The 16,098-nt window shown below is 57.4% G+C and carries 18 protein-coding genes; 12 read left to right on the forward strand and 6 right to left on the reverse strand.

The features are described from left to right. Positions 1-16: 16 nt before the first annotated feature. On the forward strand, positions 17-655 hold the full coding sequence (locus JT51_RS19620) for an arylesterase (protein WP_037317038.1): 639 nt from the start codon (positions 17-19) through the stop codon (positions 653-655). On the opposite strand, the gene JT51_RS19625 is transcribed toward JT51_RS19620, so the two are convergent. Together JT51_RS19625 and JT51_RS19630 are read right to left on the reverse strand one after the other, a co-directional pair. Further along, positions 656-1,216 (reverse strand): L,D-transpeptidase, encoded by a 561-nt coding sequence (locus JT51_RS19625; RefSeq protein ID WP_037317040.1) that lies wholly within the window; start codon positions 1,214-1,216, stop codon positions 656-658. A gap of 188 nt (positions 1,217-1,404) precedes the next feature. Then, positions 1,405-1,611: a cold-shock protein gene (locus tag JT51_RS19630; RefSeq protein ID WP_037317246.1), complete on the reverse strand. Its 207-nt coding sequence runs from the start codon at positions 1,609-1,611 to the stop codon at positions 1,405-1,407. A gap of 326 nt (positions 1,612-1,937) precedes the next feature. On the opposite strand from JT51_RS19630, the gene JT51_RS19635 reads away from it, so the two are divergent. Together JT51_RS19635 and JT51_RS21860 are read left to right on the forward strand one after the other, a co-directional pair. Next, a complete protein-coding gene (locus JT51_RS19635; protein ID WP_037317043.1) occupies positions 1,938-2,537 on the forward strand; it encodes an REP-associated tyrosine transposase in 600 nt (199 codons plus the stop codon). Positions 2,538-2,796: 259 nt separating this feature from the next. Beyond that, positions 2,797-3,288 (forward strand): hypothetical protein, encoded by a 492-nt coding sequence (locus JT51_RS21860; RefSeq protein ID WP_152563395.1) that lies wholly within the window; start codon positions 2,797-2,799, stop codon positions 3,286-3,288. A gap of 40 nt (positions 3,289-3,328) precedes the next feature. On the opposite strand, the gene ettA is transcribed toward JT51_RS21860, so the two are convergent. After that, on the reverse strand, positions 3,329-4,984 hold the full coding sequence (ettA, locus tag JT51_RS19640; protein ID WP_037317046.1) for an energy-dependent translational throttle protein EttA: 1,656 nt from the start codon (positions 4,982-4,984) through the stop codon (positions 3,329-3,331). 209 nt (positions 4,985-5,193) lie between these two features. Here ettA and JT51_RS19645 point away from each other — a divergent pair, with 209 nt between their 5' ends. The 4 genes from JT51_RS19645 to dacB all read left to right on the forward strand — a co-directional run bounded on the left by JT51_RS19645 (position 5,194) and on the right by dacB (position 8,459). Further along, on the forward strand, positions 5,194-5,781 hold the full coding sequence (locus tag JT51_RS19645) for a hypothetical protein (protein WP_037317049.1): 588 nt from the start codon (positions 5,194-5,196) through the stop codon (positions 5,779-5,781). Between the two features lie 117 nt (positions 5,782-5,898). Continuing rightward, positions 5,899-6,261, forward strand: coding sequence for an MOSC domain-containing protein (locus JT51_RS19650; protein ID WP_152563401.1), 363 nt, complete (start codon positions 5,899-5,901; stop codon positions 6,259-6,261). Between the two features lie 35 nt (positions 6,262-6,296). After that, positions 6,297-6,914 (forward strand): nicotinate-nucleotide adenylyltransferase, encoded by a 618-nt coding sequence (locus tag JT51_RS19655; RefSeq protein ID WP_037317249.1) that lies wholly within the window; start codon positions 6,297-6,299, stop codon positions 6,912-6,914. Positions 6,915-6,980: 66 nt separating this feature from the next. After that, on the forward strand, positions 6,981-8,459 hold the full coding sequence (gene dacB, locus JT51_RS19660) for a D-alanyl-D-alanine carboxypeptidase/D-alanyl-D-alanine-endopeptidase (RefSeq protein ID WP_037317055.1): 1,479 nt from the start codon (positions 6,981-6,983) through the stop codon (positions 8,457-8,459). A gap of 4 nt (positions 8,460-8,463) precedes the next feature. Here the strand turns inward: dacB and JT51_RS19665 are convergent, their stop codons facing one another. Together JT51_RS19665 and JT51_RS19670 are read right to left on the reverse strand one after the other, a co-directional pair. Further along, the gene (locus JT51_RS19665) at positions 8,464-8,886 is read right to left on the reverse strand and encodes a tellurite resistance TerB family protein (protein ID WP_037317058.1); all 423 of its coding nucleotides are present in this window, start codon (positions 8,884-8,886) and stop codon (positions 8,464-8,466) included. Between the two features lie 83 nt (positions 8,887-8,969). Continuing rightward, on the reverse strand, positions 8,970-9,437 hold the full coding sequence (locus tag JT51_RS19670; RefSeq protein ID WP_235216213.1) for an Lrp/AsnC family transcriptional regulator: 468 nt from the start codon (positions 9,435-9,437) through the stop codon (positions 8,970-8,972). Between the two features lie 109 nt (positions 9,438-9,546). On the opposite strand from JT51_RS19670, the gene phhA reads away from it, so the two are divergent. The 5 genes from phhA (at position 9,547) to JT51_RS19695 (ending at position 15,283) form a co-directional block, all read left to right on the forward strand. After that, positions 9,547-10,347, forward strand: a complete 801-nt coding sequence (phhA, locus tag JT51_RS19675) for a phenylalanine 4-monooxygenase (RefSeq protein ID WP_037317061.1) — start codon at positions 9,547-9,549, stop codon at positions 10,345-10,347. Positions 10,348-10,354: 7 nt separating this feature from the next. Next, positions 10,355-10,708 (forward strand): 4a-hydroxytetrahydrobiopterin dehydratase, encoded by a 354-nt coding sequence (locus JT51_RS19680; protein ID WP_037317064.1) that lies wholly within the window; start codon positions 10,355-10,357, stop codon positions 10,706-10,708. Positions 10,709-10,841: 133 nt separating this feature from the next. Beyond that, positions 10,842-12,416, forward strand: coding sequence for a lysine--tRNA ligase (locus tag JT51_RS19685; protein ID WP_037317255.1), 1,575 nt, complete (start codon positions 10,842-10,844; stop codon positions 12,414-12,416). Between the two features lie 48 nt (positions 12,417-12,464). Beyond that, complete coding sequence (locus JT51_RS19690) at positions 12,465-12,866, forward strand: DUF4864 domain-containing protein (protein ID WP_037317068.1); 402 nt, start codon at positions 12,465-12,467, stop codon at positions 12,864-12,866. Between the two features lie 128 nt (positions 12,867-12,994). Further along, positions 12,995-15,283, forward strand: coding sequence for a glycosyl hydrolase family 28-related protein (locus JT51_RS19695; protein WP_037317071.1), 2,289 nt, complete (start codon positions 12,995-12,997; stop codon positions 15,281-15,283). A gap of 43 nt (positions 15,284-15,326) precedes the next feature. On the opposite strand, the gene JT51_RS19700 is transcribed toward JT51_RS19695, so the two are convergent. Further along, positions 15,327-16,010, reverse strand: coding sequence for a hypothetical protein (locus JT51_RS19700; RefSeq protein ID WP_235216214.1), 684 nt, complete (start codon positions 16,008-16,010; stop codon positions 15,327-15,329). Between the last annotated feature and the right edge of the window lie 88 nt (positions 16,011-16,098).

Consider the following 16,098-nt stretch of genomic DNA (forward strand, 5'->3'; position numbering starts at 1 on the left):
ATATGGAGCGGTTCGGATGTTGCGCAAGACTTTGATGTCAGTGCTGTTTGCGTGCTGCGGCTTTGGGGCCACAGCTGAACCGGTGGTGATTGCCGCCTTGGGGGATTCACTGACCCAGGGGTATGGGTTGCCCGAACAGGATGGGTTTGTGCCTCAGCTGGATCGGTGGCTACGGGCGCAGGGGGCGGATGTACGCCTGATCAATGCCGGTGTTTCAGGGGATACAACGGCGGGCGGGGCGGCGCGCGTCGACTGGACGCTGACGCCGGATGTGGATGGGATCATTGTGGCCCTTGGGGGGAATGATCTGCTGCGTGGAATTGATCCTGCGGTGTCGCGCGGGAACCTTGAGGCGATTGTCAAAGCAGCAACCGCGTCGGATGTCGACATCCTGTTGATCGGTATGCAGGCCCCGGGGAATTACGGGGCCGAGTACAAAACCACCTTCGATGCGATCTATCCGGATCTGGCCCGGCTGTACCAAACGGGTTATGCCGCCAGCTTTTTTGCCGGTCTGAACGCCGAAGGAGACCCGGATATAGCGCAGCCCTACATGCAGCCTGATGGCATTCATCCCAATGCCGCAGGTGTGGCCCTGATTGTCGAGGAGCTAGGCCCGCATGTCATGGATCTGGTGCAATCTGCGAAGCGATGATCAGACAACCGTGACCACGGTTCCGATCGGCACGCGTTCGTACAGGTCGACAACATGCGCGTTCAACATCCGGATACATCCATTTGACGCCGCGCGTCCGATGGTTTGCGGCTGGGTCGTGCCGTGGATGCGAAAATATGTGTCGACACCGTTCTGAAACAGGTACAGCGCGCGTGCGCCCAACGGGTTATCGTTGCCGCCGGGTTGGACATAGTCGTTGTCCTTGAAGCGTGCATAAGTGGCTGGTTCACGTTCGATCATCTCGTCCGTCGGGCGCCATGTCGGCCATTCTTTCTTGACGTCGATCGTGGCTGTGCCGGTGAATTCCAACCCTGCCTTACCTACCCCACAACCATACCGGATCGCTTTTCGGGGCTCGGTCACGAAGTACAGGTAGAAAGACCGGGGAACAACAAGAAGCTGGCCCGGCTGGAACTGTTTCTTGACCCGAACGAATTGTGGCGCGGCATCATATTCAGCGGCTTTTTTCTTTGCCGATGCAATGCTGGGCGCAAGGCCCGCCGCTGCGGTTGCCGATAGAAATGTGCGACGTGTGAACATTGTGGTTCTCTTCAATTCAACAGAAAAATCATGACCATAGTGTCGGAATGATAGCCGATCCGGTCAATCGCCAAACAGAAGTAACCCAAATGTGATGTAATCTTCAGGACACACTGTCTGCTGTCACCTGTGACGCAGCCATGTGCCTGGAACGAAAGGGTAGAGAAAACCTCTACCCTTTCAGCAGCTTAGGCAAGCTGGATGTCGTCGGCGCTTTCGCGGCCGTCACGGCCCGAGCGCAGCTCGTACGTGACTTTCTGATTGTCGGCCAGACCAGTGAGGCCCGAACGCTCGACAGCTGAGATGTGTACGAACACGTCTTTGCCGCCATCTTCAGGTGCGATAAAGCCGAAGCCTTTGGTTGTGTTGAACCATTTTACGGTGCCTGCGGGCATATCCGTTGTCTCCTGTTTAGTGCTGCCCACGGAGTTGCGGCAGCCCGGCGTCGTTGTCTGTATCGATAGACTGAGCGCCGGAATCGGAGACAGTGGGTCGAAATAGAAAAACGTAAGCCCTTTGGATATGGCATCGGTCAGGTCGTGTGACAAGGGATTTTGTGCGTTTCGTACAAGGGTTTGAGGGCCAACCGCCCGGTTTGTACAAGAATCCGCTGATGGGCTTGGTTATGGTTTGGAGTGCTTTCTATATGATGTGGTTATTGGTTCAAAGGGCACAACAGAAATTCAGAATCCTTTAACCAAGCCTGTGATCAAGTCGCGGCATGAGCAATTACCGCCGCATCCGCATCCCTGGTGCCAAGTACTTTTTCACGGTGTCTCTGGCCGACCGGTCTTCGGATTTGTTGACGCGCGAGGTAGCGTATTTGCGGATGGCTTTCGCGACGACACAGAGAGAGTGGCCATTCTGGTGTGATGCGTTTGTCGTGTTGCCCGATCATCTGCACGCGGTTTGGACTCTGCCGCCGGGGGATGCGGATTATTCGACGCGGTGGGGTGCGATCAAGGCGCGGTTTACCATGCGTGTGAACAAGACAAACCGTAGGCCGGGCTTCAGCCCGGCACCCGTGCCCGAAAACTTGCCTGTAATAACCTCTGGCAGATATGCCGGGCTGAAGCCCGGCCTACGGGCCGACAAACGCGAAGGTGCCGTTTGGCAGCGCCGGTTTTGGGAGCATACCATTCGGGATGAGCAGGATTATCGCAATCACATGGCCTATTGTTGGGGTAATCCGGTCAAACATGGATTGGTAGAGCATCCGACCGATTGGCAATATTCGTCCATCCATCGCGATATCCGCGCAGGCCGGGTTGATCCGGAATGGAGTGGCGGTGTGACCAAGGGCACGTTCGGAGAGCCGTAGGATGGAAATCCGAATTTTGTAGGCCGGGCTTCAGCCCGGCATTCACCATGACCTTCGGGGCGATTGGATGGATTTGGTGAAATCCGTTGGTGGACGTTGACCAAGTCGCCAGTGTTGCACGCATTGCCGGGCTGAAGCCCGGCCTACAAGATGGAGTGATGGGTGCGAGCACTCATCCTACGCTTGCTGTTTCAGGCTATTGAAATTGCTAGAAGAGTTTCCAAATTGTATGTTCGTGAATATGTATACGAGGTGATTATTGAACAGAGGTAAGTGGTCACAAGCTGGTGTGCCTAAGAAGGGTTGGATTTGTTCAGATATTGAAGATTTGGGCGAACCAAGCGAAACCTGCCAGATGTGCGAATCTCAAGAGATTCGATTTGTTCACTACATGTCTCACAAAGACTATCCAAATGTCTTAGCATGCGGGTGCGACTGTGCTGGGCACATGGAAGGAAGCTTGACGCGATCAAATGAACGCGACAAAGCCATGCGAAACGCATCAAAGCGACGTCAAAATTTTCCTTCATTGAAATCATGGGCGCATTCCCGAAACGGAAACCCCACTATTCTGAAGGAAGGAATGCGAGTTACGGTCTTTCAAAGAGGCAGCAGATACAAATTTGTTATCAAGCATCCGCATTTGGCGGACGGAAAATTCGGACGGAAAGCTTTTGACTCTGAAAGAGAAGCAAAACTAGCATCCTTTGATGCTATGATCTGGTTACAGCAAAACTGGCGCCAGCTCTAAATAAAGGGTTGAGGAGTTACCTCCGCAACCCGCACGAGAGTCACCGCGCAAACTTCTTATGCTTCAACCGCTTAGGCTCCAGCGCATCCGGTCCCAGACGGCGCTTTTTGTCCTCTTCGTAATCCTCGAAGTTGCCCTCGAACCATTCCACATGGGCGTCGCCTTCAAACGCCAGAATATGCGTGCAAATCCGGTCGAGGAAGAAGCGGTCGTGTGAGATGACCACGGCGCAGCCGGCGAAATCGACCAGCGCGTCTTCCAGCGCGCGCAGGGTTTCGACGTCCAGATCGTTGGTCGGTTCATCCAGCAACAGGACGTTGCCGCCCTCTTTCAGCAGGCGGGCCATGTGGACGCGGTTGCGCTCACCACCGGATAGCAGCGATACCTTTTTCTGCTGATCGCCGCCCTTGAAGTTGAAGGACGAGCAATAGGCGCGGGAGTTGACCTGCGCGTCACCCAGTTGGATGATCTCGGCACCGCCGGTAATCGCCTCCCACACGGTGTCGTTGTCCTTGAGGTCGTCGCGGGACTGATCGACATACGACAGCTCGACCGTGTCACCTAGCGATATGGTGCCGGCGTCGGGCTGTTCCTGACCGGTGAGCATCTTGAACAGGGTCGATTTACCGGCGCCGTTGGGGCCGATGACGCCGACAATGCCACCAGGGGGCAGGGTGAAATCAAGGCTTTCGATCAATTGCTTGTCGCCCATGTGTTTGGCCAGACCTTCGACCTCGATCACCTTGCCGCCAAGACGCTGGCCGTTGGGGATGACGATCTGGGCGCGGGTCAGCTTTTCGCGCTCGGACTGGTCTGCCAACTCGTTATAGGCATTGATCCGGGCCTTGGATTTGGCCTGACGGGCCTTGGCCCCCTGACGCATCCAATCCAGTTCGCGTTGCAGGGTCTTTTGCTTGGACTTGTCCTCGCGCGCTTCCTGCTCCAGCCGTTTGGCCTTTTGTTCCAGCCATGCGGAATAGTTGCCCTCGTAAGGCAGGCCGCGGCCACGGTCGAGTTCAAGGATCCAGCCGGTGATGCTGTCCAGGAAATAGCGGTCGTGGGTGACGATCAGGATGGTGCCCTTGTAGTCGATCAGGTGCTGTTGCAGCCACGCGATCGTCTCGGCGTCCAGGTGGTTGGTCGGTTCGTCGAGCAGAAGCATGTCAGGCGCTTCAAGCAGCAGTTTGCAGAGCGCCACGCGGCGTTTTTCACCGCCTGAGAGGTTGGCGATGTTGGCGTCGTCTGCCGGGCAGCGCAGCGCCTCCATCGAGACGTCGATCTGGCTGTCGAGGTCCCAGAGGTTCTGGCTGTCGATCTCGTCCTGCAGTTTGGCCATCTCATCGGCGGTTTCATCCGAATAGTTCATGGCCAGCTCATTATACCGGTCGAGGATCGCCTTCTTTTCGGCCACGCCCAGCATGACGTTTTCGCGAACGCTGAGGCTTTCGTCCAGCTTCGGCTCCTGCGGCAGATAGCCAACCTTGGCGCCTTCGGCGGCCCATGCCTCACCCGTGAAGTCCTTGTCGAGCCCCGCCATGATCTTCATCAGCGTCGACTTACCCGCGCCGTTGACGCCGACGACGCCGATTTTCACGCCGGGCAGAAAGCTCAGGTGGATGTTTTCAAAGCACTTCTTGCCACCGGGATAGGTCTTGGAGACACCCTGCATGTGGTAGACATATTGATAGGCGGCCATGTCGCGTCCTCTGGGTCGGGGAAATTGGGTTGGGCGGTGTGATAGCGGATGGTTTGGGTGGGGGCAATCATGAACCATTGGATCGATCACTGGGTCAGAGCAATCTTTAGAACGTGGCTTCGATGGGCTGAAGCCGTCAGGTTTCGGATCTTGAGCATTCCCTCAGCAAGGTTTGCTGTATACACGCAACTCAAACGGGAGAAGTGTAAATGAAGATGAGCAGCAAGGCGCTAATCTCGATCGCCTTTTTCTTAGGTTTCGGGGCGATCAGCTCAATGGTGGCTCGTGCTGAAAACTCGTCGGACTGCAAGGCGTACAAGGATGCAACTTATTGCTCAACATATAATGTGACGGAGATGTCGACGTCTCAAATAGAGGGCGGTGATTTTGCTTCCGTAAGTATTCTGACTATGGTCAATGTTTCGGATAAGGCAGAGTACAGCATAAGGTTTTACGTTACTTTCAAGCTTATTCAATCACTTGCAAATATCGAGGAAGGCTTCGCACTGACCGAAGATTACCGACAGCTCAAAAGGTCACTTACGCACCAGATGCTTAGATATGTATCGCTGACACGTGACGAGATCAGAGCTCAAGTCTATTTGGCTTACTTGGATTTTTTCATTGAGCCGACGGTAAGGTTGCCAAGGAGCGTGAATTATCCGCAGATAGAATGGAAGCAGCAGTCAGAGGATTCTAAACTTCACATTAAGTGTGTTGTTGAAAGTGACATCCCGTTTTTGCCACTGAAAGAGATTGTTGAAACCGCCGAATTCAAAACATGTATGAACGGTTGATCAGGAGGTGTTTTGTCCCTGCGTGAACTGATATCCGGCTGGGCTAAACCGGGCCGCGTTGAGTGGATCGGTCTGCGGCCCGCCCGACGACTTGGGGTGGAGGTTGCGGACGCGACTATGATTTCTTCCGTCGGGCTCGACGGCGACCGCAGCCGTGCGGGCAAGCGGGCGGTGACTTTGATCCAGCAGGAGCATCTGGGGGCGATTGGCTCTTATCTGGGGCGCGGACCGGTCTCACCCGAAATCCTGCGGCGCAATCTGGTGGTTTCGGGGATCAATCTGGCGGCGCTCAAGGGGCGGGAGGTGCAGGTGGGCGAGGCCATTTTGCGGTTCACCGTGATTTGTGCGCCGTGTAGCCGGATGGAGGAGGCGCTGGGCAAGGGGGGATACTCTGCCGTGCGCGGGCATGGCGGTTGGTGTGCCGAGGTGGTGCGGCCCGGGCGTGTTCGCTTGGGTGATCCGGTACAACCTGTTGATTGACAACCCGCTTCAGTTCTGAACATCAGCAAGGGATGATGCGAAGCGCGATACCATATGCGCGGCCCGGGCAGGTCATCGGGTTGTTCGGCGGGTCTTTTGATCCGCCGCATCAGGGGCATGTGCATGTCACGCATGAGGCGATGAAGGCATTCGGGTTGGATCGGGTGTGGTGGCTGGTCTCACCGGGCAATCCGTTGAAAACACGCGGTCCTGCGCCGCTGTCGCGGCGGATCAAGGCGGCCAGCACGGTGATGCAGCATCCGCACGTCGAGGTGACGGGTCTGGAAGACCTCATCGGAACGCGGGCGACAGCGGATACTCTGGCCGCATTGACACGACTGTACCCGCAGGTGCGGTTTGTCTGGCTGATGGGCGCCGACAATCTGGCGCAGTTTCACCGCTGGAAGGATTGGCGGCAGATCATGGACAGCGTGCCTGTGGGCGTTCTGGCGCGGCCGGGGGACCGGATTTCGGCCAGAATGTCGCCTGCCGCGCGGATTTATGCCAAATACCGGATCGATGGGCAGGCAAGGCATCTGCTGGGGCGGGCGCAGGCTCCGGCGTGGTGTTTTGTCAATGTACCGATGGTCGATGTCAGTTCCAGCGACATCCGCAAACGCGGCGAATGGGCGGATGGGGTGTTGCCGGAATAGCCCCTATAGTCGCATAGTGTAAATCTGCGGTTGTCTGCCTTTTGTCTCTGGGATTTTATTTGATCCATGATTGATCGTTTTTCACGTCGTAAATTTCTTGGGGGGCTGGGGGCTGCACTGATCCCCATTGCCGGGCTGGCGGAAGCGCCGCTGGAGTCGTTGCGTCCCCAGGTGCGCGGGGTCGAACTGAACGGGGTCGAACGGATTATCCAGGCCGCCGGGCTAAAGGGCGAGGTGGTTTTTGCCGTCGCCGACGTGGAAACCGGCGCGCAGCTAGAGGCATTTGGCGATCGGGACGGTTTACCGCCTGCCAGTGTCGCCAAGGCGCTGACGGCATTGTACGCACTGGATGTATTGGGGCCGGATTACCGGTTCGAAACAACCTTGATGGCCAACGGGCCGATTGAAAACGGTATTCTCAAGGGCGATCTGATCCTTGTGGGTGGTGGCGATCCGCTGCTGGATACAGATGCGCTGGCGGCAATGGCCGCCAATCTGCGCGAGGCCGGGATCACCGAAGTGCAGGGCGCGTTCAAGGTCTATGACGGGGCGCTGCCATATGTGTTCAGTATCGACCCGGGCCAGCCTGATCATCTGGGGTACAGCCCGGCCATCAGCGGGATGTCCCTGAATTTCAACCGGGTGCATTTCGAATGGAAGCGCGCGGGCAAAGGTTATGACGTGACGATGGATGCCCGCACCGCGCGGTATCGACCGGACGTCGATATGGCCGCGATGGAGGTCGAGGGGCGGTCGCTGCCGATCTACACCTATCAGTCCACGGCACGGCAGGACCGCTGGACCGTTGCCAAAGGCGCGTTGGGCAATGGTGGTGCCCGGTGGTTACCGGTGCGCAAGCCTGCGCTGTACACTGGCGATGTGTTTCGGACATTGGCGCGTGTGAACGGGATCGTTCTGGGCCGGGTACAGATCACGCGGCAAACGCCGCAGGGCACTGTCTTGGTGGTGCATCAGAGCGATCCGCTGGACAGTATTCTGCGCGGGATGCTGAAATATTCGACCAATCTGACCGCCGAGATGGTCGGAATGGCGGCCACCAAGGCGCGTGGTGTCATGCCGCAGGATCTGGCCGCCTCGGCCGCCGAGATGAACCGCTGGGCCGCCGAGGTCTATGGGGTGCGCGGAATTGCCATGGTGGATCATTCCGGGTTGGGGGATGCGTCGCGCATGGCACCAGGTGATTTGGTGACTGCACTGGTGGCGGCACAAAAGGCCGGGACACTGCGGCCGCTGCTGAAATCCTATTCCTTGCTGGACAGCAACGGGCGGCCCATTCGGGACCATCCGATCAATGTGAATGCCAAAACCGGAACGCTGAACTTTGTTTCGGGGCTGGGCGGGTTTCTGACCACTGTGGACGGGACCGATCTGGCTTTTGCGATTTTCACTGCTGATATGGAACACCGCGCCACGATCCCGCGCGCCCACCGCGAACGCCCCGAGGGCGCGCGCAGTTGGAGCAGCAGGTCGCGCAGGTTGCAGCGCACGCTGCTGGAGCGCTGGGGATCATTGTCCGGCAGCTGAAGCCTCAGATCGTATGACGTGCCCGTGCTCCGCGTTCGATGGCGGCGGCGTGCAGGCGGTCGATGCTGAGCTCGTAGCGGATTTCTTCCAGCAGGCGCAGTTCGGTTTCTGCCAGCGATCCATCTGCGGCGGCGACGTCGCAGGCCAACGCATAGGCGGTTTCGTTCAGCCGTTCGGGCAGGTTTTCCCGGATCAAACCGAACAGGGCATCCAGGCCGTCCTCTTGCTCGAACAGGTCGAACACGATCTGCGACACGCGGCGTGTGCGGTCGATGTCGTAATCGGCAAAGACCGGCAGCATGTTCACCGCGGTTTCGATCTTGACCAACTCGGCAGTGCGGATGGTCTCATCAGACGCGGATACTGCAACCATGATCGCGACAAGGCAATCCTGCGGGGACATCGGATGGGGAACTTGTTCAGTCATGGAGTCGTCCTGATTGGGCTGTTCTGAACGCGCACGATAAGAGGGCTGGCGGGCAGGTTCAACGAAATTTGCCGTGGATGTGGTTAGAGAATAGGCAATGGCCCGCGCGTTTTCGTCTGACGTAGTACGAAATTGCTGCGCGTGTCGCGTACCAGACCGGATTTCAGCAACCTCTGCATGATGAAATGTTCAAGATCTTCGGGGGTTTTTGCATAGACCTTCAGGATGAAATCGTGATCCCCGGTGATCGAGGCGCATTCGACAATCTGAAGCTCGATCTCGACCAAGCGCAGGAATGAGGTGATGCTGTCCTCTTGGTGATCGCGCAGCGCGACATGGACATAGGCAATGGCGTTCAGGCCCACGGATTTGGCCCGCACCTGTGCGGCATAGCCGGACACCACACCGGATGCCTCCAGATCCCGCACCCGTCGCCAGCATTGTGAAGCCGACAAACCGGTGCGATCGGCAAGCTCTTGCATCGACAAGCGGCCATCGGTCTGCAGTTCCTGCAAGATGGCGATGTCGGCGATTTGAATGGTTTGTTTCACAATAAGGTGCTCTGCGACATGTTTACGCTAAATTACCGGAAATTCACTGATTAACCAAACCAAAATCATCAGGTCGCACGGCTATACTTCTTCGCAGGAGGAGACGACCATGCCAAAGTCGACCAAATACACCGCCAAAGTGGCCGACGAACGCGGCCATATCGCCTATACGCCAGAGGAAGACGCGGTTTGGGCCGATCTTTATGCCGCGCAGCAGGAAAACGTACAGCAATATATGGCGCGCGACTATCTTGCCGGACTTGAAAGATTGGACCTTCCGAAAACCCGCGTGCCCTCTTGCCTGGATATCTCGGAACGGCTGCTGGACATGACTGGCTGGCGGGTTCAGCCGGTTCCGGCGTTAATCGGGTTCAAGACCTTCTTTGGTATGCTGGCGGACAGGGTGTTTCCTGCCGCGTCCTTTATCCGGTCGCGCGAGGATTTCGACTATATCGAAGAGCCCGATATCTTTCATGAGATTTTCGGCCACACCCCATTGCTAAGCGACCCTCGGTTCGCGGCCTTCAGCCATGCCGTTGGGCGTGCGGGGGCGCAGGCGGGTGATAAAGACTATGCTTGGTTGATCCGATTATATTGGTTCTCGATCGAATTCGGGCTGCGTCGCCAGGATGGTAAGATCAAGGCGCTGGGGTCTGGGCTTGCGTCCTCGCCAACCGAGTTGGTCTATGCCGTGGAAAGTGACATTCCGGATCGGGACCCATTCGATGTCCTGACGATCCTGCGCACACCCTATCGGATCGACATGCACCAGATGGGTTATTTCGTGCTAAACTCACCCGAGGAGCTGTTTGCAGCCGCCGACCGTGACCTGTTGGCAGATGTGCACCGGGCGCAGTCCCTTGGGCTGCTGCCGAACAAGTTCCCTGAAAAAGCAACCGCAGCGGAGTGAACAGACCATGACCACATCAGGACAAACCTGCAGCCTGTCAGACCGGACCTGTGTGCCCTGTTCCGGTGGCATTCCGGCATTGACCCGCGCCGAGGCAGATACCCACATGGCCGAACTTGCGCCCGACTGGAAACTGGACGCGGACGCAAAAGCGTTGAGCCGTCATTACAAGTTCAAAGGGTTTGCCAAGGCAACCTATCTGGCAAACCTCTGCGCTTGGCTGGCCGATCAGCAGGGGCATCATCCGGATATCACCTTTGGGTGGGGATATGTGGACGTCAAACTGACCACGCATGAAATTGGCGGTCTGAGCGAGAATGACTTTATCTGGGCGGCCAAACTGGACCAGCTGACCGCCTGAAACGGTGTTGAACGGCTTTCCCGTCCGGAAAAAACCCGCGCTTTATTGACTCATGCTGCACCGGCACAATAGGAGGGGTCGGTCGGTTGCTTTGGGCGACCGGCGCTGTTTTTTCCCGATGGAGCACTTTGAAATGTCTGAACTGCGTGAAACCGCGATGTCGTCCAAGGCCTGGCCTTTTGAAGAGGCGCGGCGGTTGCTCAAACGGTACAGACAGGGTGCCCCGGACAAGGGATATGTACTGTTTGAGACGGGCTATGGCCCCTCGGGGCTGCCACATATCGGCACGTTCGGCGAGGTGGCGCGGACCACAATGGTCAAGCGCGCGTTCGAGGCGCTGTCGGATATCCCGACCAAGCTGATCTGTTTCTCGGACGATCTGGACGGGCTGCGCAAAGTGCCCAGCAATGTGCCAAACCCAAAGGCGCTGGAGGAGCATTTGCAGCGTCCGCTGACCTCGGTCCCCGATCCGTTTGGCACGCATGACAGTTTTGGCGAGCACAACAATGCGATGCTGCGTCGGTTCCTCGATACCTTCGGGTTCGAGTATGAATTCTATTCGGCGCGCGAATTCTATCGTTCGGGACAGTTTGACGAGATTCTGAAGCGGGCGGTTGAGCGGTATGATGACGTGATGGCCATCATGCTGAAAAGCCTGCGCGAGGAACGCCAGCAGACCTATTCGATCTTCCTGCCGATCCATCCCGAAACGGGCCGGGTTCTGTATGTGCCGATGAAAAAGGTTTGCGCCGAGACCTACACCGTGACCTTCGATGACGAAGACGGCAAGGAATGGACGCTGCCCGTCACAGGCGGCAATGTGAAGCTGCAGTGGAAGCCGGATTTTGGCGCCCGCTGGGCCGCGCTGGGCGTTGATTTCGAGATGTACGGCAAGGAACACGCGACCAACGAAAAGATTTATGACGCAATCTGCCGGGCGCTGGGGGGCCGCGCGCCGGAGCATTTCTCTTATGAGCTGTTTCTGGATGAAAACGGTCAGAAGATTTCGAAATCGTCCGGTAACGGCGTGTCGATTGACGAATGGTTGACCTATGCGCCGACCGAAAGCCTGGCCTATTTCATGTATCAAAAGCCCAAGACGGCCAAGCGGATGCATTTCGATGTGATCCCGAAAGCTTATGATGAGTATCATCAGCAGCTGCGGGCCTATCCGGGGCAAGAGCTGAAGGCGCAATTGAACAACCCGGTCTGGCACATTCACGGCGGAGACGTGCCAGAATCGACGCTGATCGTACCCTTTGCGATGATGCTGAACCTTGCATCCGTTTCCGGGGCCGAGGACAAAGAGGCGCTGTGGGGCTTTATCCGCCGCTATGCGCCCGAAGCCACGGCACAAACGCATCCCGATCTGGATCAGGCTGCGGGCTTTGCCGTGCGGTATTTCAACGATTTCGTCAAACCGACCCGCAAGCACCGCGCCCCGACCGATCAGGAACGCGAGGCGCTGGAGGCGCTGAAAACCGCGCTTGAGGCCTATGACGGGCCTGTTGAGGATGAGGCGCTGCAATCGGTGGTCTATTCCATCGGGCGCGAGCGGTTCGACCCGATGCGCGGCTGGTTCACGGCGCTGTACGAGGTGCTGCTGGGCGCGTCCCAAGGCCCTCGGTTCGGTGGGTTCATCGCGCTTTATGGCGTGCCTGAAACCATCGCGCTGATCGACAAGGCGCTGGCCGGAGAGCTGGCCTGATTTGACCTGATACCGCGTGGGGCTATCCTTTCGTCAGGAGGTGGCCCCATGCGTCGATTGTTGCTTGCTGTATCCCTGAGCGCCGGATTGGCGTCCGCTGCGATTGCCCAAAATGCCGAGATCGAGGCGAACATCGCGGCGCAGATACAGGCGTTCAAGGTGGATGATTTCGCCACCGCCTTTACTTTTGCCAGCCCCAACATTCAGAATCTGTTCCGCACCCCCGATAACTTTGGCGCTATGGTCCGCAACGGTTATCCGATGGTCTGGCGGCCCGCTGATGTGCGGTTTCTGGAGCTGCGCGAAATAGCCGGGGCGTTGTGGCAGAAGGTTATGATCACCGACGGCGACGGCCGGGTGCATATTCTGGATTATCAGATGGTGCAGCAGGAAAACGGTTGGAAGATCAACGGCGTGCAGTTGTTGGACAACGCGGACCCGGCGGCCTGAGGCAACAGCACCGTCACGGTGGTATGAGCCGGGATTAATTCCTTTTCGATACTCAGACCTTTGCGCTCGGGGCTTGCCCCGGGCCTTGGGTTTTGGCGCGCGTTTGCGCGATTGGGAAAGGGATTTCAATGAACAAGGCAATCACCGACGGCATCGTGTTCACGCCGCCTGCTTTCGCAAATGGTCTGGGGGTTTGGTCCGCCGGGGACGGCACGCCTGGATCGCCGACTTATGACGGGTCCGGTACCGGCGTCTTTGTCCCGGCAGATGCGGATTTTGGCGGCTGCCTTGAGATTTTGAAGGTCACTGCCACGCAAAAGCTGCGCTACATGGGTCAGACGCCGCTGTTGCCGGGGTGTTACCTGCAGATAAGGGCGCGAGTTAAGGCGATCAGCGGCCCGCTGCCCAAAGTCAGGATCGCTGCCTGGGCCGGTGCGGCCGGGGATACCCATGTGCCCGGCGTGGTCGAGCAGGGGCCGGTGACCCAGCTGTCCGGTTATGGCACCGTGCATGAGATTACGGCGATTGTTGGCACGGGCCGACGCCCGGGCGTGGATATGCCTTGGGGTGTTGCGGCCCTTTACGGGCATTTCGGTCTGGACATCGAAGGCGCCAACGGCGCTCTGGTGCGGGTCGATGACATCGAGATTACCGATGTGACCGGCGTGTTCCTGCGTGAGATGATCAGCATCGTGGACGTGCGCGACTTCGGTGCGGTCGGCGACGGGGTCACAGATGACTCGGCCGCGTTTGAGGCCGCCGATCAGGCCGCTGGGGGGCGGCGGGTTTACGTGCCGCAAGGCGTGTATCATCTGGCTGAAAACACTAGCATGGCGTCCGAGATGGATTTTGAGGGCACCGTCACGATGCCCGATGACAAAATGCTGCTGCTGACAAAGAACTTTGATCTGCCCGCGTACATCAATGCCTTTGGTGACGAAATGCTGGCCTTCAAAAAGGCATTTCAGGCACTGTTGAACAATTCGGATCATGAATCTCTGGATATGGGCGGGCGTAAGATATCGGTTAACGCACCGATTGATATGGCGGCTGCGGTTCCGAACAAGAAAAGCGGGTTTTCAACACGCCGTATCATCCGAAACGGTCAGTTTGACGTCAAGTCCAGCTCGGCCTGGGATACCGAAACGTTCACTTCGGTCGCGACCTACAACCCAAATGACCGAACCCGGCTGACCAATGTGGCAAATGTGGCAAATATCCCCGTCGGTGCATTGGTACAAGGCAGCGGGGTCGGGCGCGAAATCTATGTGCGATCCAAGAACGAAGGCGCAGGCGAGATTACTTTGAACGCGCCGATCTATGATGCAGCGGGCACGCAGACCTTCACCTTTGTCTCGTTCAAATACCTGCTTGATTTCAGTGAGTTCGACACCCTGCGCAAGTTTGGCATGGAAGAGATCGAATTCCAGTGCAATGGCCGTTGCAGCGCGATCCGTCTGGCCCCGGCGGGCAGCACTTTTGCGATTTCCAACTGCTTCATCAGCCGTCCCAGGGATCGGGGGATCACCTCGATCGGGATCGGCTGTCAGGGGATGCTGATCGACAATTGTCAGTTTCTGTCGCGCGAAGAATCCTTTAACGTGTCCGACCGGACCTCTATCGCCGTGAACACCAATGCGAATGACCTCAAACTTCGGCACAACCGTGTGGTGCGGTTCCTGCACTTTGCTGTTGTGGGCGGCACCAACAATATGATCCTGGGGAACCACTTCTTTCAGGGGGATAGAATCCCACAAGGGGTGCGTAGCGCCGGGCTGGTCATGATCGGCACCTATAACAGCTCGACCATTTCCGAAAACTATGTCGACAATTGCTTTGTCGAGTGGACCAATGAGCGGGATGCAAACCCTGTTTACACGGCCGGGTTTTCCTTTAGCTCGATGACAATCTCGGACAACATCTTTTATTCCAGCGAGGTGGCCCCCTGGTTCAGCTGTATTGTCATCCGCCCTTATGGGGCCGGGCATTTCCTGAATGGTGTGATCGTGGCCGGGAACAAGTTCCGTTCGGCCAATGGCAGTATTGATCGGGCGGAACGGGTGGACACGACTTTCGCGGATCTGAACAACACTGCGCATCGCAACGTGATGTTCCAGAACAACACCTTTCACGGGGTGACGGCAAAGGTCGAAAACCCGCTGCGTATCCGGCATGCGCAGGGGACCGCGGCTCAGGCTTGGGCGATCTCGTCTCAGGGGCGGTTGCCATTTGGGGGCAGGGCACGCAGCTGCGACGCGGTTACGGCCCTGGGGCCGTTGACGAACGGTTTTGGGGCCGCTGTATACGCAGCCCCGTACGTTCAGTTGGAACAGGATGCAGGCGCCCAGGCCATTCGTTTGCGCTGGCCGCAGGCGGTCAGGGGGGAAGTGTCCGCAATCATGCGAATGGAGCGTTGATCATCGGGTCGGCCCAATTGGGTAGGACGGCCGCGGCAAGCGCCTAAAACCTGTTCCAGATTGCAAGTTTGATGCCCGTGTCATCGCGGGCATCATTGCGTTCCAGGCCCAGTACCCATGTTATCGCACTGTCTTTGGCGCGGATCATCACCGATGGCCGCGCCTTCCAGTACAACGGTTCACCAGAACGATAGGCTGTTTCGACTTGAATAAGAGGATTCAGCAACCGATCCGAGGATAAGCCCGCGGTGAAATCCAGTTTACGATACACGCCATCATGCGTTCGGTTTTCAAGTGCCGCATCTATGGCCAGCCAGCCGTTTCCCCGTCCGGTTTGAAACCCTTTGCCGTAGGATAGGGTCACTTTGTACAAGGCCCAGGCGCGGGCTTGTTTGTGATGAGCCCCGGCACCGAATTCTGCGGAAAAGCGCCCCCATTGGCCAAAGTCGGCAACCGGTATTCTGGCAAACATCAGGGCATGACCATTTAGGTCCTGGCGTTCCTCTAAATCCAATCCGATTGTTAGGTTGGGCCGATACCCAAATTCCGCATAAAACGACGACTTGTAGTCGAAGCTGCCATCCTGATTTCGAAACGCAGCGACGGACGCTGCGGTGAATGCTGAATCCTTTTCCTGCAGCCAGGCCCCCGGTCTGGCAGGCGCTGCGGCGAGCAGAAGAAACAACAATAATACGACCCGGCCCATGCGCGCAGCATCCAATGGCATGGTTAACGGACCGTTAGTATTTTGTTCAATTGTTGGAAACGCCCAAAAAGGGCGGGTAAGCGAAGGAAACCCAAGACGTTTTCAAAAC

The organism is Ruegeria halocynthiae (assembly GCF_000743705.1).
GTDB lineage: Bacteria > Pseudomonadota > Alphaproteobacteria > Rhodobacterales > Rhodobacteraceae > Ruegeria > Ruegeria halocynthiae_B.